Genomic DNA, 19,357 nt, shown 5'->3' with positions numbered 1-19,357 from the left:
CATACTTGCTATTAATCGTTTTTTATACAATGAATTTGAAAATAGAGCTCTCTTTTAAACCAATTGCTGCCACTACTTTGCTGATACATATAAATTGTGGATGGAGATGAAATCCCATAATTATTATTTGCATTATAATAACTTGAAGCGTAAACATATTTATTTGGATAATCGGAGTTATTAACTTCGTAATAAGAAGATAGCCCATAATACACTCCCTCTCCAACAAAACCAGAGACTCCATTCGGATTGGTATTGCTTTTGTCAATATAGTAATGTCCTATCCTTTTAAGTTCAAGCTTCGAGGTCTCTGTCCCAAGATTATTCCAGTCGTTAAAACTTGGTATTGCCCATCCACTAGGACATACACTGCTAGTTTTTCTGTAAGACTTGTCTGTTGAATTACTAGGAGAACCAAGGACTGCATATGCGTTAATGAAGCGGGTATTAAACGCTGGATATCCTGCACTATTTTTCATACTTTGCTTCAACCAACAGGTAGCATCTTTACCTTCTGGTTTAAGAAGCACTTCATCGTATGTGTATCCATAATATGAAACCGTACCTCCACATTTTTTAATTGGTCCAACCCAGATTGTTTGTACCTTCGATCCTGTTGGACTTCCGGCAGTTGCTTTTGGCTCAATCGTTAGTCGTAAATATTTACCATTATCAGCTGCCTGCAAAGTATAAGTTGAGGAAGTACTCACACTAATTGCCCCTGTCCCACTGTTATCATTGGCTAACTCCCAATCATAAATGTGAGTACCTTGTGGATCATCTTCTTTGTCACTATATGTATAAGTTGCATTTATAGTTGCAGTTTGATATAACCCACTTGGTATAGATAAATCCGATATTACAGGAGGCTGGTTGTCTAGTATTGGTCCTTGGTAAGCCGAGAATGCCTCGTTACCCGGTGTGCTACCCGAGTTTGCACCAGGAGTTACCGAAAAAGAAATGTATTTGCCTACATCCTCAGCTGTAAGCGTATAATCTTTTGTAGTTGCCCCAATAACTGCTGCGTTATCTCCAGAACTGTTGTCGGCTCTGTGCCATGCAAAAGTGGTGCCGTTTTCCGCATCGTTTTCCATATCGGCATAATCATAAGTACCAGTCAGCGTTTGTGTAATGGCCAATGCACCAGTAAAGTTTACATTCGAGACAGTTGGGGTATTGTTGTCAGCCACAGGCCCTTGGTATGTCGAGCGTACTTCGTTACCTAGGCCAGTTCCCGACGAAGCTTTTGGTACAACTGCAAAGGCAATGTGCTTGCCTATATCAGCAGCTGTAAGCGTGTAATTTTCTTCCGTTGCCCCACTTATTGCAGCTGCGTTCAGGCCTGCATTGTTATCAGCCCTGTACCAAGCAAAGGTGGTACCGCTTTCTGCATCGCTTTCCGTATCGGCGTAATCGTAAGTACCAGTTAGCGTTTGTGTAATGGCTAGTGTACCAGTAAATTTTACATTCAAGGCCCTTGGGGCTTCGTTGTCGGCCACAGGCCCTTGGTATGTTGAGCGTACTTCGCTACCCGGACTGGTTCCCGACGAGGCTTTTGGTACAACTGCAAAGGAAATGAACTTGCCTACATCCTCAGCTATAAGCTTGTAATCTTTTGCTGTTGAAATAACTGCTGCGTTATCTCCAGAATTGTTGTTGGCTCGGTACCATGCAAAGGTAGTGCCGCTTTCCGCATCATTTTCTGCATCGGCATAATCATATGATCCAGTTAATGTATTTGCAAGCTTAACTGTACCCGTAAAGTTCACATTCGAAGCCGTTGGCACCTCGTTGGCAAGTATTGGTCCGGTAAAAGTTCCCGATTTAATATGTCTTCCCTGGCCTACACCACTACCCGCAATAGGGGTAACCCCAAACCTGAGGTATTTCCCCACATCAACGGTTTGTATGGTATAGGTTTTAGCCACTGCCCCTGAAATCTCGGCCTCGTTTGCTCCCAGTTCATCATCGGCACTGTACCATTTAAAGGTAGAAGTTGCTTCGGGGTCGCCATCAACATCATTGTAAACGTACGATCCGGTTACGGGGTTTCCTTGTTTCAGTACCGTTGCAGACTGGCTTACCGATGTCGCATATGGCGATGCATTGGCACTTCCAAGGCTAACCCAGGATCCGTTGTAATAGATCATTAACGAACCAGAAGGACTATGGTCGGTACTAAATACAAGTCTGCCCGGTTTTGGGGAAGAGATCGCCAACATTTCGGCACTTGTCATTGGTTGCGCAAAGGTATAGTTGTCGGAATACGATTTTGTAACCGCATCCTGATCATCCACCGGATCTTTCAAGTTTTTGATTTGCATGTCTCCGGCATCATTTCCTTCGGTCAGTACTTCGTTTAATTTCTGATCGTCGGTATTGTCCTTGTAGGCAGACAGATCGATGCTTGATGCTGATGTGTTATTAGTTATTTTCAGGACATCGCCTGTAAAACTTAAATCCTGAATCTCATTATTGGCATCATCATCATTTAAGCTTACCGATCCGCCATCTTCCAAGCTAATGGTAGCCCCTGATTTGGATAATGCCTGGTCGTCAGAACTACCCGATTTCAACTCGTCGATGGCTGCTTTTACATCTGTTGCCACCATACCGGAGCTTGAATTGTTGTATTTAACCTCAAATGCTTCCTGATCGTCGGTATTATCGGCTAAAGCTGATAAATCAACGCTTGTTCCTGTTCCATTTTCGATACTTAAATTCAGAACATTCGATCCATTTAATACAGCTCCCGTTAAATCCTGAAGCTCGTTAGAGGCATCATCATCATTTAATGCAATCGTTCCGCCATCTTCCAAGCTAATGCTAGCACCTGATTTGGATAATGCCTGGTCGTCAGAACTACCCGATTTCAACTCGTCGATGGCTGCTTTTACATCTGTTGCCACCATACCGGAGCTTGAATTGTTGTATTTAACCTCAAATGCTTCCTGATCGTCGGTATTATCGGCTAAAGCTGATAAATCAACGCTTGTTCCTGTTCCATTTTCGATACTTAAATTCAGAACATTCGATCCATTTAATACAGCTCCCGTTAAATCCTGAAGCTCGTTAGAGGCATCATCATCATTTAAGCTTACCGATCCGCCATCTTCCAAGCTAATGGTAGCACCTGATTTGGATAATGCCTGGTCGTCGGAACTACCCGATTTCAACTCGTCGATGGCTGCTTTTACATCTGTTGCCACCATACCGGAGCTTGAATTGTTGTATTTAACCTCAAATGCTTCCTGATCGTCGGTATTATCGGCTAAAGCTGATAAATCAACGCTTGTTCCTGTTCCATTTTCGATACTTAAATTCAGAACATTCGATCCATTTAATACAGCTCCCGTTAAATCCTGAAGCTCGTTAGAAGCATCATCATCATTTAAGCTTACCGATCCGCCATCTTCCAAGCTAATGCTGGCTCCTGATTTGGATAATGCCTGGTCGTCGGTATTGTCCTTGTAGGCAGACAGGTCGATGCTTGATGCTGATGTGTTATTGGTTATTTTCAGGACATCGCCTGTAAAACTTAAATCCTGAATCTCGTTATTGGCATCATCATCATTTAATGTTACCGTTCCGCCATCTTCCAAGCTAATGCTGGCTCCTGATTTGGATAATGCCTGATCGTCAGTATTGTCCTTGTAGGCAGACAGGTCGATGCTTGATGCTGATGTGTTATTGGTTATTTTAAGGACATCGCCTGTAAAACTTAAATCCTGAATCTCATTATTGGCATCATCATCATTTAATGTTACCGTTCCGCCATCTTCCAAGCTAATGCTGGCTCCTGACTTGGTAATTTTCTGATCATCGGAACTTATCGAAGCAAGATCTACTGTATTGCCATCGGCTATTTCCAATACTGTTCCCGTTAATGATAATGTTTGGTCATCGGTATCGGTAAAGCTTGTTTTATCAGCCCACACCAAATTTCCTGTGGCATCGGTTGTTAGCATTTTATCGTTCTCGCCTGTTGGAGTATCAATTTTATTACCCAATAATGCATCGGCTTGTGCCTTGGTATATGATGCTCCTGCATCGGCTTTGCCGTCAAGCTTGGTTTGCAATTCTGGAATGTCTGTAATGTTTAAACTAACATCACCTTTTTTTCCATTCACGCTAAATACTTCACCCGATGGTGTTTTCATCTCGGTCCAGTCGCTCATATCCCCGACTGCACCACCATTGTGCATGTAGGTTTTGTTTTGGTCGCTGCGAACGGCTACATCACCCCGGCTTGCACTTAATGCCAATTGCTGAGCTTCCGTGTCAACGGCATAAACATTACCCACTGTAATTTTTGGCAATTGCGATTCGTCAATCTTACGGTTCGAATCCAATCCGGCATAACCTCCTGATACATTCTTGTTGCTCTTTTGTTCGGCATCGGCCACAATCGCTTTTTCTGAATCGGTATAATCATTCGTTGACAATTGTTTTCCTGAAACTTTATCAACTTTGATATCTGTCAATCCGTCTACATACAACTTGGTGGCTGCATCCTGATCGTCAACAGGGCTTAACAGGTTCTTGATGTGCTTTCCACCTGCACTGTTGCCTTGTGACAGAACATCCGATAAATCCTGATTGTCTACCAAAAGTGCTGACAGGTCGATCTCGTTTCCTTCGCTAATGGCGATTTTCTTACCATTCAAGCTAAGGGTCTGATCATCTGAATCGGTAAATACAGACTTGTCGGCCCAAACCAGTGTTCCTGTTCCATCGGTGGCCAAAATCTTATTGTTCTGTCCACTTGGCGTATTAATCTTCTCGTCGAGTAAGCTGTTGGTTTCTGTTTTGGTATACACATTACTTAAATCGGCCATGTTGTTAATGGTAGTTTGTAAACCTGGTATGTCGGCTACATGAATTACAACATCACCTTTCTTACCATTCACACTAAACACCTCACCCGATGGTGTTTTCATTTCAGTCCAGTCGCTCATATCCCCGGCTGCACCACCATTGTGCATGTAGGTTTTGTTCTCGTCGCTACGAACGGCAACATCACCTGTGACTGCTGTTAATGCAAGCTGTTCCGTTTCATTGTTTACTGCATAAACATTGCCTACCGTCATTTTTGGCAACTGCGACTCATCAATCTTCTTGTTTGCATCCAGACCTGCATATCCGTTTGCTGCATTTTTGTTGCTCTTCTGTTCTGCATCGCTAACTATTGCTTTATCAGCATCGGTATAATCGTTGCTCGACAATTGCTTGCCTGCTACTTGATCAACCTTATCAGATACCAATCCATCTACATAAATCTTAGTTGCAGCATCCTTATCATCAACAGGATCAGCCAAATTCTTAATTTGTTTAGAACCCGCATCGCTTCCCTGACTTAATACTTCTGCTAAATTCTGATCGTCTGAACTTACATTGCTCAAGTCAACATCGTTGCCATTGCTAATACTTAAAGTACTTCCCGACAAACTTAAAGTTTGTTCATCAGGACTTACCCCCGTTAGGTTAACGCTGTTTCCATTGGTAATACTTAATGTGCTACCCGAAACGATCAAGCTCTGCTTGTCCGTATTGTCCTTGTAAGAAGTTAAATCAATATTTGTAGCAGAACTATTATTGGTAATTTTTAAAGTATTGCCTAACAAGCTTAAATCCTGAATCTCGTTAGAAGCATCATCATCATTTAATGTAATCGTTCCGCCATCTTCCAAGCTAATGCTAGCACCTGATTTGGATAATGCCTGGTCGTCGGTATTGTCCTTGTAGGCAGACAGGTCGATGCTTGATGCTGATGTGTTATTGGTTATTTTCAGGACATCGCCTGTAAAACTTAAATCCTGAATCTCGTTATTGGCATCATCATCATTTAATGTTACCGTTCCGCCATCTTCCAAGCTAATGCTGGCTCCTGATTTGGATAATGCCTGATCGTCAGTATTGTCCTTGTAGGCAGACAGGTCGATGCTTGATGCTGATGTGTTATTGGTTATTTTAAGGACATCGCCTGTAAAACTTAAATCCTGAATCTCATTATTGGCATCATCATCATTTAATGTTACCGTTCCGCCATCTTCCAAGCTAATGCTGGCTCCTGACTTGGTAATTTTCTGATCATCGGAACTTATCGAAGCAAGATCTACTGTATTGCCATCGGCTATTTCCAATACTGTTCCCGTTAATGATAATGTTTGGTCATCGGTATCGGTAAAGCTTGTTTTATCAGCCCACACCAAATTTCCTGTGGCATCGGTTGTTAGCATTTTATCGTTCTCGCCTGTTGGAGTATCAATTTTATTACCCAATAATGCATCGGCTTGTGCCTTGGTATATGATGCTCCTGCATCGGCTTTGCCGTCAAGCTTGGTTTGCAATTCTGGAATGTCTGTAATGTTTAAACTAACATCACCTTTTTTTCCATTCACGCTAAATACTTCACCCGATGGTGTTTTCATCTCGGTCCAGTCGCTCATATCCCCGACTGCACCACCATTGTGCATGTAGGTTTTGTTTTGGTCGCTGCGAACGGCTACATCACCCCGGCTTGCACTTAATGCCAATTGCTGAGCTTCCGTGTCAACGGCATAAACATTACCCACTGTAATTTTTGGCAATTGCGATTCGTCAATCTTACGGTTCGAATCCAATCCGGCATAACCTCCTGATACATTCTTGTTGCTCTTTTGTTCGGCATCGGCCACAATCGCTTTTTCTGAATCGGTATAATCATTCGTTGACAATTGTTTTCCTGAAACTTTATCAACTTTGATATCTGTCAATCCGTCTACATACAACTTGGTGGCTGCATCCTGATCGTCAACAGGGCTTAACAGGTTCTTGATGTGCTTTCCACCTGCACTGTTGCCTTGTGACAGAACATCCGATAAATCCTGATTGTCTACCAAAAGTGCTGACAGGTCGATCTCGTTTCCTTCGCTAATGGCGATTTTCTTACCATTCAAGCTAAGGGTCTGATCATCTGAATCGGTAAATACAGACTTGTCGGCCCAAACCAGTGTTCCTGTTCCATCGGTGGCCAAAATCTTATTGTTCTGTCCACTTGGCGTATTAATCTTCTCGTCGAGTAAGCTGTTGGTTTCTGTTTTGGTATACACATTACTTAAATCGGCCATGTTGTTAATGGTAGTTTGTAAACCTGGTATGTCGGCTACATGAATTACAACATCACCTTTCTTACCATTCACACTAAACACCTCACCCGATGGTGTTTTCATTTCAGTCCAGTCGCTCATATCCCCGGCTGCACCACCATTGTGCATGTAGGTTTTGTTCTCGTCGCTACGAACGGCAACATCACCTGTGACTGCTGTTAATGCAAGCTGTTCCGTTTCATTGTTTACTGCATAAACATTGCCTACCGTCATTTTTGGCAACTGCGACTCATCAATCTTCTTGTTTGCATCCAGACCTGCATATCCGTTTGCTGCATTTTTGTTGCTCTTCTGTTCTGCATCGCTAACTATTGCTTTATCAGCATCGGTATAATCGTTGCTCGACAATTGCTTGCCTGCTACTTGATCAACCTTATCAGATACCAATCCATCTACATAAATCTTAGTTGCAGCATCCTTATCATCAACAGGATCAGCCAAATTCTTAATTTGTTGTGCATTTGCATCACTGCTGACAGCCAAAATATCACTAAACAATTGATGATCTGTATTGATTGGTTTCCATTCCAGGCCATCATAAAACCAAAGCGTTTTGGTGATTTCGGAATACCTAATATCTCCTGCTTTCCCTATTCTTTTATCGCTGGTATCGCCATCTCCATTCGGATCATTCGGATCATTCTCATCAATAGGATCGCCTGCTGTGCTTTCGCTCAACTCAATCCAAAGACTTCCATCGTAATACCACAAACTTTCGGTTTTGATGTTGTATTTCACCTGTCCCAGTTCGCCTGACTTCCCGTCGCTGGTATCGCCATCTCCATTCGGATCATTCGGATCTTTATCATTCAAAGGATCGCCCGCTGTACTTTCGCTCAACTCAATCCAAAGACTTCCATCGTAATACCACAAGCTTTCGGTTTTGATGTTGTATTTCACCTGTCCCAGTTCGCCTGACTTCCCGTCGCTGGTATCACCATCTCCATTCGGATCATTCGGATCTTTATCATTCAAAGGATCGCCCGCTGTGCTTTCGCTCAACTCAATCCAAATTCGACTTCCATCGTAATACCACAAACTTTCGGTTTTGATGTTGTATTTCACCTGTCCCAGTTCGCCTGACTTCCCATCGCTGGTATCACCATCTCCATTCGGATCATTCGGATCTTTATCATTCAAAGGATCGCCTGCTGTGCTTTCGCTCAACTCAATCCAAAGACTTCCATCGTAATACCACAAACTTTCGGTTTTGATGTTGTATTTCACCTGTCCCAGTTCGCCTGACTTCCCGTCGCTGGTATCACCATCTCCATTCGGATCATTCGGATCTTTATCATTCAAAGGATCGCCCGCTGTGCTTTCGCTCAACTCAATCCAAAGACTTCCATCGTAATACCACAAGCTTTCGGTTTTGATGTTGTATTTCACCTGACCCAGTTCGCCTGACTTCCCATCGCTGGTATCACCATCTCCATTCGGATCATTCGGATCTTTATCATTCAAAGGATCGCCTGCTGTGCTTTCGCTCAACTCAATCCAAAGACTTCCATCGTAATACCACAAACTTTCGGTTTTGATGTTGTATTTCACCTGTCCCAGTTCGCCTGACTTCCCGTCGCTGGTATCACCATCTCCATTCGGATCATTCGGATCTTTATCATTCAAAGGATCGCCCGCTGTGCTTTCGCTCAATTCAATCCAAAGACTTCCATCGTAATACCACAAGCTTTCGGTTTTGATGTTGTATTTCACCTGACCCAGTTCGCCTGACTTCCCGTCGCTGGTATCGCCATCTCCATTGGGGTCATTCGGATCTTTATCATTCAAAGGATTTCCCGAAGTACTCTCGCTCACTTCAATCCATTTGAAGCCATCCCAGAAAAAGAAAGCATTGTTATCGGTATCGAACACCAATAAACCTTTTGCCGACTCATCGTTGGAATCGAACATGTTAATCCGCTGTGCACTTGTTAACCTAGGAGTTAACAATCCTTTTTCCACTGAGAAAATCTCCAATATCGCTTTCGCATGAGGTGGATTTTTTCCTTTTCCGATACTAACGCCATTCTCTTGTGCAAAAACGCTAAGGTCTACAAACAAGAAACTAAGAATTAGCAGTGTGTAAATTTTTCTCATAATAGTTTTATTTTGTTTATGCGACATGTTATTATTTTTTTGATAGTGGGATAATCAGAGTTTTACCAATTCTAATAAGATCACTCTTTAGATGATTGATGTTTCTGATCTCTTTTATACTGGTATTAAACTTACTTCCAATACTATACAAAGTATCACCTGCTTTTATTTTGTAAATTTTCTGAACAGGAATGAAGACATATTTTCTTTTCTGAAGTTCATTTTTGTTGCAAGCATTCAGGGCATTAAATATCTCATCCGAAATATTGTAAGATGTAAGCAACTCCTCTATATCACATTCTTCGGAATGCAAAGCAATAATGATATGTTCCTTGCAGGTGATATCCTTGTTTACAATCTTTACAAATCTATCTTCCGGAGTTTTAATGCCATCAGCAGAAGTTATTTCCCCCATTACGATTCTAGCATTATTGCTAAAAAAGCCTTTACCAAGCATGGTCTCTAAATAGCTTACTGTTGATAAAATTCTTTCGTAGGCCAATCCGTAATTGTATGGCTTTTTACCATAACCATCGGTGCTGCCATAAAAACAAATTGCTTCTCTTTCATCCGATTCGGACAAGAAATGGGCTACAGAATCAAGCTTTAATCGTTCTGTTTCAGAAATTCTTTCCGAATCGAAATCGAAGTATATTTTATGCTCTTCAAATACTGGTATCTCAATGCGAGTTTTTTCAAGCTGAATGGAGTCGATTGTACTATCAACATGCTCAACAGGACGAATCATGGACATTAATTCTATATGATCTTGTAAATAAGAATCCAACACCTCATCCAAACCTTTATTATAGGCAACCAAACTGTCTTTTTTTATGCCTATACTGCCCGCATTAAAGGCTATCAAGCAGTAGTCGTTAGAGCCAGTGTTGAAACCATGTAAGTTGATACATTCCTCTAGCTCATTTGAATACAGATAGTTGTCGAATCCACCTTTTCCTATTCTCCCATCAGAAGCAAATAATAAGCCTTGCGGGATTACAGTTGGAAAAATCTCATTAAAAGGAGTATTGATTTTGTTACCCGCATTAATTGGTTTTCCCCAATTTGAACCATCATAATTGCAATAGTAAATATCCCAACCACCATAACCGTCAGAACGATTGGAACAGAAATATAAGCGTTGCGATACTTCATCGAAATAGGGCATGCTTGAATCAAACTTATCTGAATTATATGGGAACTTAGGTAGTTGATCTTTATCGATTACAATCTTTAAAGATTTCCCATTTGTGGGTCGCACCGAATAAAATATATCCTTTGATGATGTTGTTCTATTCATTCCGATGAATTCATTCTTGCCTTTAGAAGCAAATTCAACATATTTCTTCTGTTGAATATTTAAAATATCACCATCATGATACTCGGCCTTGACCAATGAACTAATGTGCTTCCTGTTTGATAAAATAATAGCTGTTTCAATCAGGTTAATTTGATGCTCTTCCAATGGTTGGGTGCAATAGTATATCGAATCTCCTTTTCTACTTACGCCATAATCCGTAAAGATTTTAATGTCAAAAGGTTTTGCTTCAATATTTTGTTCGTCTAATTCCTTTAAACTACTTCTGCAATCTGCCACTTCTTTCATGTGGGTTAACCATATATCATTGCTTGGATAAGATGCTAAAATTGAATCCACCATGGCATGCCTGTCGGTTTCAATTAATGTCTGGCAATAATTGATAAGATCTGATGTTTTTATTTTATCCTTGTGAACCCGAAAAAGCTTTTCAAAACATTTCGAAGACAAATCATAAACTCCATTTTCCGAGGCAAGCACTGCTAACAATCTCAAATCATCGGACTTATCAATTGTTAACAAATCTTTATCTGTAGTTGACAATAGCTTCTCTATTTCGTTGTTTAGATATTGTTTTTTTAGATTACTCTTCCTCCTATGTTCCTGTGCTTGTATCGATTCAATCATGAATACAATCACAACTATCAACACAACAATTCGAATCATCATTTTTAGAACCACATCTATTTGTATCATCTTATCCCTCATCACGCTATAAATAAAGTATTGGTTTTCTGTTTCTGATAAATGAGCCTCTGAACTTTTTCTTCTTACTGGATTTCATTTCCAAATCCAAAGCCAAACGAATGCCATGAGAACTGTATTGATTTAATCCTTCGCCTATTCCCCATTCAAATGTGTATCCGAATGAAATATCCTTTAAAACCTTAAGATCAACCGAAAATGTTTGTGCTTGTGTAAATCGGTGACTGGTTCCAAACCAGATTGAATTGTTGATGTAGAAGTTTGCCGATACATCAGCGATAATTTCTCCGTATTTTGTAGCTCTGTAAAGTCCATCGGCTGGCACATTACCTTCCTTGTAATATTTAAGAACAACACAGGGTTTAAATGCTAAATTGTCGTTTAAGCTATACATGGCGCCGGCTGAAAAATCAAAGCCAGGCAAAGTATTGCCATTTGAATTACTTCTAAACACAGTGTTGGTGCTTAATCCTGCAAAATACTTCGCAGACAGATACATTACACCAATCGAAATGGCCGGATCGAGTTGACTATAGTCTACTCCAAAGAAATCTGCACCTAAATAGGTTCTTAATTCTTCCCTATCATAACTCGAGGTTTCTAAACCAATACCTAAACCAAATGCTAAAAATGATTTTTTGGTTAATCTTACATTATGCGATGCCGATCCGTAAATCGTAACAATGTCTCTTAAACCAACATTCTCTTTAATAATGGTAGGACCTATTCCGAAAGCACTATTTTTTATAGGCACATATGCATTAAATGCATAGGTCTTTGGACTATAGGCCACATCAGCCCACTGCCACCTGCTTAGCGTACTAAAAGAATAATAATCCTTAAATGAATTGTATGCAGGATTAAAAAACTCTTGTCGTACCAATGATTGTGTTGTAGACTGGTATTGCGCAAGCAATGGCTCACCACTCAATGCTAACATGGTGAATATGATAATAATTTGTAGTTTTCTTTTCATATTAGTTTTAGTCTTCAGTTCTTATAATCTCAAGAATATCATTCTTCTTAATCTTCTTTCCGTCAAGAAGCTCCCCTTCTAAATAGTAGTAGTAAGTTCCCGAGGTAAAATCTTTGGTATCAAACTCATTTGCGTAAGAGTTATTCTTATAAATCTCGCGCCCAAAGCTGTCGTAGATTCTTAATCTTAGATATTTAAACTTCTCAGTTTCAAACTTAAATCGGGTTTCGTTTCTTTCATTTGCAATAATGGCATTGGGAATATCATCCAAATGCAAAACATTTTCTACCAAAGAGTATGCTCCTGTGTAAAACTGCTCTTTACTTTCCAGATACATTTGAGATAGTGTTTCGTTTACAGAAGCTACTCGTACTAAATCATCAAAAAAGACAGCGTCACTGGAGTAAAACACGTGTAAATCTTTATCAATCAGGCTTTGATTATCATCCAATTTAGAAGCAAAAGCTGTGAATTTGTTGTCAATTAAATGATCTGAACTTACCCTCCAGCCTAAACCTTCTTCTAGTTTTAATGTGGGATTTACATTTGATGCTTGCCAGCTAAAAGGAATGTTTTCATCGAATGTTACACTTAATATATCATTTGATGAAGCATTTGAGATAACAAATGGTCGAAAGCTGATTTCATTACCAAGCGGGTAAAAATAACTGATTCCCGGACGAACAGCTCTTTTTAAAGTTCCGGCTATGTAACTTTCATTGTCGATGCTATTGTTAAAAATAATTGCATCTTCATCTTCATTGGAAACAAACAATTCATTTCCGTTATTTAATACAAGTAAACCTGAATTTAGAAACAGTAATTTGCTGATTTCAAAATTGGCATTCGTATGTAATTTGCTTGATGGCAGATTAAGATTAAAGGTCCCAAGCTTTATGTTATCGCCATTAATCGTTACATCATATTCAGAATTTAGATTGAATACTCCTGGTCCTAAATCAGAGTTTTCACAATTTATTACTTCAACACCATCCAGAAATACCAGACCTTCATTCCAAAAATGATCGCTACTTAAAAATAGCTCGGAACAAGAAGTATAAAAACTTGTATTGGGTGAGATGTATACTCCTGCCTCCGAACAATTTAAATCTATCGTCTCTTGTCCAAAACTATGGAAGGAACAAGCTACAAATACAATTATCAATAAAGTAAAATTTTTAAGCATAGTTTTTGATTTTTTTGTTTGTTTTAAAATTTACGTGGGTACATTTCCGTTTGGTTCAAATCTCTTTATACATAAGCAAACTTCAAGATCTTACACATCTTACATTGTCTTAACAGTAGGCTGCAATGGCTTTTAATACAATCCATTCCAGACCCCCTGCCATTTCTATATTTTATAAATTTTCGCATTTTTATATCCTTTGAAATACCAAATCCCTTGAACAGTAAGTAGGAATGTTTTGTTTAGAGGATAATCTATTGATCCATCAATTCATAAGCATAAACTTGAGCATTATAAATCCTGTAACGCATCAACCAGTTCCTAACAGAAGAGGCTCCATTGTCTAAACCTTTTGATAGATTTAATATGCTTTCATTAAATAAGACCGAAAGTTTAACATCAGGATTTTCCTCAGCATAGCGCATCTCCTTTTCCATATAGGATTCTAACTGCTGAGCAAATTCTTCGCCTACTAGTATTTGAGGGTCACAGTGTGAAATAAAATTTAGGTGGTCGTAAAAAGTATTTACTACAGATAAATCTTGAAGTACCTCCGTGTTTTCAATATCACAATGGTATTGATACAAAAACATGAACTTGGAAATATACTTATCCTGATTTCTCTGTCTGTTTTTAAAAACCCAATCGTTGTATTTTTCAATCTTCCGGCTGTATTTTTTAATGTCGATTGAATTATCCTGGAGATTCTGCTTTATTTTTTCGGCAAGAGCTAACTCGTTGATTCGAATTTTATTAATTCTTTTATTCGCTTTGGAAACAAACTGTTTAAATACTTTATCCTCTTTGCAATTAATTAGCTCTACTTGCTCATCTTTGTTTAGTTTAACCCTTAAGTTCTTATCATCAAATCCTATATAGAACTTTCTTACTAAACAATATTCTTTACCACTAATTTCATTTTGCAGCTTAAATTGAATCACAAAAAGCCCTGGTAATTCTTTCTCTGGCAAGCGAATTCCCGAATGCTTTCCTAGCTCTTTAGCGCAATAGGATTGATTAAAATTTTCAAAATATGAGAATTTATATACTTCAGCCGAAACGAACTCTTTTTCTGATTCAACAACAATCAGCTTTTCTTTCTCAAACGAACTCTCTTGAGAATAATTTAATAGCGGTAATAAAGCCATTAACACAATAAAACAAATAGTAAACTTAGCCATAAGAACAGTAGTTTTTAATAGTAAATCGTGTTTTATAAAAACACTTGAATTACCAACTACTACGCCCTGCAAATAATGCTGGTTTGTTTCATATAATTACACATCATTTCATTTAACTTTTCTAATATTTCCATTCCTTACAAGAAGCTTTAAAGCCAATATTTATGGACTGTTCAAAAAGGATAGCCCATCCAATCCATTTGATTTTTTTTCATTTTTAACAGAAACAATCCTGGTTTTATGATGAAACAAGCTACCCCTTAATGATTATTTTGAGCTTGTATTGTCCATCTGACGAATGGAAAAATTATAAACAAATCAAAATGATAGATAACGTGAGTTCGACGTAAAATTCGTTCACAGTTTGATCTGATTTTGAGTAGAAATTTTCTCGAATTTTCGAAGGAATATCGGGATATTTCAAGAAGATTTGAGGAAATTTATGCCGAAAGCAGGCAAACACATAATGGAAAGTTCTCTTTGCGATATCTTCACATTAAAAATTCCTCAAAATAGCCCGCTATTCTTTCCAAATTTTTAATGCAAATCTATCCCAAATATAACTTTCTGTGGATAGAATTTTACGTCGAACTCAGGTTAGATATTAAATGCTCCCATTTATTCTTGACAGTTTGCAAAAGAAGATCGTCACATCAGTTCTACAATTAAGAGTTCCATTTACCGATAAATCTAATGCTCGAAATTTTTTTTTTTTGATCGGATTTACCGGTAAATCTAATGCTCGAAGTTTTTTTTGATCGGATTTACCGGTAAATCTGATGTTCGAAGTTTTTTTTTTTTGCCAGTTTAGTGATTAAAGTTCTTCTTTTGGTGTGCCATACAAGGCAGAATACCAATAGGTGAAACTAAGTCATTATAAAAAGCTAGGAAAATAATTTGTGGGCACAATAAAACAGAAAGAATGTGCAGCAAATACTGGCAAAGTATAGCAAAATATCACATCAGTACAATAAAATATGCGAAAAGTAGGGGAATTGCCACAAAGTGACCGAAGATTGAGACCACAATGAATTTGAGTTCTGATTATTAAAGCTGCACACCATTGTTATGAAGTATACTAATTACCTCGATTCCCAATTGCGGTTTCACGGATCGAAGCATTTGCTTGATATTATCATTCTCAATATCCAGAAGTCCCAAAATGATATAAGCAGAGTTTCTTTCTTCGGGAGCATCTTTGATCAGCTTTAACATGATATTTGATCCTGAATAAAATTCTTTATTCGACAGAACAGATAGGTTCACGAAAAACTGACTTGCAGCACGAACAATTTCTCCATCGGTTTCAACCTGTATAAAAGGAAATAAAGCCATAATGGCTTGGGGCTTATTTTTGCGAATTACAGAACTTAATGAGGCAAGAAGCTTGGTTCTTTCTTCGCCAGAGCTTGTTTCTATTAAATATTCATACATTCGAAAAAGTACGGGAATGATGTTTTTGTTTCTGCTTTCGCCATATAAAAAGCAGGTTCTGAAAGTCATAACCTGCACTTCATTCTTGTGTAAACCATCCCATTTATCCGATTGTAAAGCAATTTTATCTAAATAGGAATAGTCCTTTTTCTGATCAGTCATATGTATTTCTTAATGCGGCGTAAAGATATTAAACCTGCAATCATTCTCCAATACATTATCGATTCTTATTAAATCGGTAATCCCTTTTGATTGCATTAAAAAACTTTTGCAGTTATTTCTTTTTTGTTAATTTTGCATGCCTTGCCCAAGTGCTGGAATTGGTAGACAGGCATGGTTGAGGGCCATGTGTCCGATTGGGCGTGCGGGTTCGACTCCCGCCTTGGGCACTTTTATAAAGTACATTAAAAGCAAAGTGCGCTTATTTCATCGTAAATAGGCGCATTTTTGGTTTTTGGATATGACTATTAAGTGCGATTAAGAAAAGCCGCACCCTTTCGCATGATTGAAAAAAAAAGAGGCCGCCTCTTTTGAGACAGCCTCTTAGTAATGCTAGTTTGTACAGTAAAACATCCACACAAGTGGAAATTTCTTCAAAAGAGCGAGAAACGAGACTCGAACTCGCGACCCTAACCTTGGCAAGGTTATGCTCTACCAACTGAGCTATTCTCGCATTTTCTTTTTTATTTAAACGGAAAAGATAAACCGTTTTGAGCGAGAAACGAGACTCGAACTCGCGACCCTAACCTTGGCAAGGTTATGCTCTACCAACTGAGCTATTCTCGCATTTTTTTGAAGAACCTTTGTTCTTACTTTTGCGATGCAAATATAGATAATCCCGAGGTTTTGACAAGTGTTTTTTTCAAAAAAGTTTCATCTGTTTGTAATTTTCTTCCATTTTTCAGATGCAAGCCCCAAGAGCAAAATAATCATTAATAAGTATGTATAATCATCATTTTAATCCTGATTGTTTCAAAATTTTAGAACTGGCTTTCTTAAATTTCTGAATATTTGAACAAAAGAAAAGAGGAAAAATCCTTCAATTTTTCCTCTCTTACAATATTATCAAGGCAATTTGTCTTATACCAATATATTACAAATGATCACTTAAAAATTTATTGAATCGTTTATACAAATGCAATCTGGTTTTTCCGCCATAAATACTATGGTTCCTGTTGGTATAAATCTGCATTTCAAACTGCTTATCTGCTTGCACCAATCGCTCAGCAAACTCATATACATTTTGGATGTGCACATTATCATCAGCTGTTCCGTGACATAGTAACAACTTAGCCTGCAATTTATGTGCATGATTAATTGGCGAGTTGTCATCGTAACCCTTAGGATTCTCCTGTGGAGTTCTCATAAATCGCTCGGTGTAAACCGTATCGTAATATCTCCAGTTGGTAACAGGAGCAATGGCAATGGCAGCTGCGAATACATCCGGAGCTTTCTCTGCACAAAGCGACGACATAAACCCACCAAAACTCCAACCCCAAATGGCAATTCTATTTTTATCAACAAATGATTCCTCCGATAATGCTCTTCCCGCTGAAATCATATCGTCAGACTCTAATCTACCCAATTGCATATAGGTACACTTGCGAAATTCCTGTCCACGTGCTCCTGTTCCTCTTGGATCCACACAAACAACAATGTACCCTTCTTGTGCCAAATACTGATACCAATCAAAGCTCCATTTATTCTGCACACTCTGTGAATTAGGGCCACTATACTGAGTTACTAATACAGGATATTTTTTCGAAAGATCAAAATTGTATGGTTTAATCATCCATGCATTCAACATGGTCATGCCATCGGCTGCTGGCAACATGGTGAATTCTTTTGGATGATACTGGTAGTTTTTCAACTTCTCTACTAGCGCTTTATTGTCTTCCAACACACGAATCTGCTTGCCTTTGTAATTGTACAAGCTCACTGTATTTGGCTGAGTAACACTTGAAAAATAATTGATGTAATATTTAAATCCTTTGCTAAATACAGTTTGATTGGTTCCTTTGCCAGGCGTGATTAATTTCTTTCCTGTTCCATTTACTTTAACCGAATAGGTATTTCTATCCATTGGCGACACTTCAGCCGATTCGTAGTAACATACTTTTTTTGCTTCATCAAAACCAAGAAAGTTAGTCATGTCCCAATCTCCCGAAGTTATCTGCTGTACCGCTTTTCCTGTTAGCATATCATACAGGTACAAATGGTTAAAACCATCTTTTTCATCGGCATAAATAAACTGTGTTCCATTATCAAGAAAAGTCAAAAAGTCGAAATTGCGCTCCTCAACATAGTACTTGTTTTCTTGTGTATACATTACATCCGATTCTCCGGTTTTTGCATTGGCTACCAAAAACTCCAATTTGTTCTGATGACGGTTTAACCTGTAAATGGCAAGTTTCTTAGGATCCTTGGTCCATTTCAGTCTTGGAATGTACTGATCTCTTTCATCTCCCACATCCATTTTCTTGGTAATACGATCATCTACATTATATACCCAAACACTAACTTCGGAGTTCTCCTCTCCTGCTTTCGGATATTTGTAAGTGTAGTTTTCAGGATATAAAGCATTGTCTTTAACCTGTGGATACAATCCCTCGAACTTGTTCATGTTAAACATTTTCACTTCACTCTCGTCGAATTTCATATAAGCTAAAAACTTGCTATCAGGCGACCAGGCAAATGCTTTGTTAAATTCAAATTCCTCTTCGTAAACCCAATCCGGAGTACCGTTTTGGATTTTATTGAATTCCCCATCTTTGGTAATTCTGATTTCAGAGCCGAACAGCACATTATGAATAAACAGGTTATTGTCTCTAACAAAAGCTATCCTGTTTCCGTTTGGTGAGAAAGTTGCCAATCGTTGTCTTCCATTTTTCGATAAAGGAACAAGCTCCTTATTCTTAAATGAAAACACGTAGTAATCGGCAGTAAAAGATCTTCTGTAAATTCTCTCCTGCTTGGTAGTCAAAAGAATTCTTTTCTCGTCACTGCTAAATTCGTATTCGCTGATATACTTCAATTCAGTATCCTTCATTTCACTTAAATCGAAAAGGGTTTCAACAGCTTTGCCTGTTGCAAAACTGTACTTTACAATCTTAGTCCCATTTTCTTCCAAAGTAGTATAATGTACTCCATCGTTCATAGATCTTAATCCATGAATTGAATTTTGTCTGAAGGTTCCATACAACATCAAATCTTCCATGCTAATTTTTTTCACCTCTTGTTGGGCAACAACCAAGAGCGAGAAACATAGCAAGATCATCGCTGATAAAATCAATCTTATTTTCTTCATGTTTG

Annotated in this window: 7 protein-coding genes and 3 tRNA genes; 1 reads left to right on the top strand and 9 read right to left on the bottom strand. The window is 38.7% G+C overall.

Annotated features, from left to right (window positions below; all coding sequences use genetic code 11):
• Window positions 1-11: 11 nt before the first annotated feature.
• From ACO05S_RS14475 to ACO05S_RS14450, 6 genes are all read right to left on the bottom strand, one after another.
• Complete coding sequence (locus ACO05S_RS14475) at window positions 12-9,245, bottom strand: hypothetical protein (protein WP_421918719.1); 9,234 nt, start codon at window positions 9,243-9,245, stop codon at window positions 12-14.
• A gap of 31 nt (window positions 9,246-9,276) precedes the next feature.
• A complete protein-coding gene (locus ACO05S_RS14470; protein WP_421918718.1) occupies window positions 9,277-11,259 on the bottom strand; it encodes a LysM peptidoglycan-binding domain-containing protein in 1,983 nt (660 codons plus the stop codon).
• A 16-nt stretch (window positions 11,260-11,275) separates the two neighbouring features.
• Complete coding sequence (locus tag ACO05S_RS14465) at window positions 11,276-12,244, bottom strand: PorP/SprF family type IX secretion system membrane protein (RefSeq protein WP_421918717.1); 969 nt, start codon at window positions 12,242-12,244, stop codon at window positions 11,276-11,278.
• 7 nt (window positions 12,245-12,251) lie between these two features.
• Complete coding sequence (locus tag ACO05S_RS14460; protein WP_421918716.1) at window positions 12,252-13,430, bottom strand: gliding motility-associated C-terminal domain-containing protein; 1,179 nt, start codon at window positions 13,428-13,430, stop codon at window positions 12,252-12,254.
• 254 nt (window positions 13,431-13,684) lie between these two features.
• Window positions 13,685-14,611: a hypothetical protein gene (locus ACO05S_RS14455; protein WP_421918715.1), complete on the bottom strand. Its 927-nt coding sequence runs from the start codon at window positions 14,609-14,611 to the stop codon at window positions 13,685-13,687.
• A 1,047-nt stretch (window positions 14,612-15,658) separates the two neighbouring features.
• Entirely contained in the window at window positions 15,659-16,207 is a 549-nt protein-coding gene (locus ACO05S_RS14450) for a hypothetical protein (protein WP_421918714.1), read from the bottom strand.
• A gap of 143 nt (window positions 16,208-16,350) precedes the next feature.
• On the opposite strand from ACO05S_RS14450, the gene ACO05S_RS14445 reads away from it, so the two are divergent.
• Window positions 16,351-16,434 (top strand) — tRNA-Leu (locus ACO05S_RS14445).
• 211 nt (window positions 16,435-16,645) lie between these two features.
• Here the strand turns inward: ACO05S_RS14445 and ACO05S_RS14440 are convergent.
• The 3 genes from ACO05S_RS14440 to ACO05S_RS14430 form a co-directional block, all read right to left on the bottom strand.
• Window positions 16,646-16,718 (bottom strand) — tRNA-Gly (locus ACO05S_RS14440).
• Between the two features lie 40 nt (window positions 16,719-16,758).
• Window positions 16,759-16,831: transfer RNA gene (locus ACO05S_RS14435), tRNA-Gly, on the bottom strand.
• A 307-nt stretch (window positions 16,832-17,138) separates the two neighbouring features.
• The gene (locus ACO05S_RS14430) at window positions 17,139-19,352 is read right to left on the bottom strand and encodes a S9 family peptidase (protein ID WP_421918713.1); all 2,214 of its coding nucleotides are present in this window, start codon (window positions 19,350-19,352) and stop codon (window positions 17,139-17,141) included.
• Between the last annotated feature and the right edge of the window lie 5 nt (window positions 19,353-19,357).

The organism is Marinifilum sp., from assembly GCF_965230805.1.
Classification (GTDB): domain Bacteria; phylum Bacteroidota; class Bacteroidia; order Bacteroidales; family Marinifilaceae; genus Marinifilum.
Note: the sequence above shows the minus strand (reverse complement) of the source record. Positions and strands in the feature narration are given on the sequence as shown.

Excerpts from the sequence above, each read along its gene's own strand:
- ACO05S_RS14430 (WP_421918713.1), bottom strand. The coding sequence starts at position 19,352 with ATGAAGAAAATAAGATTGATTTTATCAGCGATGATCTTGCTATGTTTC.
- ACO05S_RS14475 (WP_421918719.1), bottom strand. The coding sequence starts at position 9,245 with ATGAGAAAAATTTACACACTGCTAATTCTTAGTTTCTTGTTTGTAGAC.
- ACO05S_RS14450 (WP_421918714.1), bottom strand. The coding sequence starts at position 16,207 with ATGACTGATCAGAAAAAGGACTATTCCTATTTAGATAAAATTGCTTTA.
- ACO05S_RS14470 (WP_421918718.1), bottom strand. The coding sequence starts at position 11,259 with ATGATACAAATAGATGTGGTTCTAAAAATGATGATTCGAATTGTTGTG.
- ACO05S_RS14460 (WP_421918716.1), bottom strand. The coding sequence starts at position 13,430 with ATGCTTAAAAATTTTACTTTATTGATAATTGTATTTGTAGCTTGTTCC.
- ACO05S_RS14465 (WP_421918717.1), bottom strand. The coding sequence starts at position 12,244 with ATGAAAAGAAAACTACAAATTATTATCATATTCACCATGTTAGCATTG.
- ACO05S_RS14455 (WP_421918715.1), bottom strand. The coding sequence starts at position 14,611 with ATGGCTAAGTTTACTATTTGTTTTATTGTGTTAATGGCTTTATTACCG.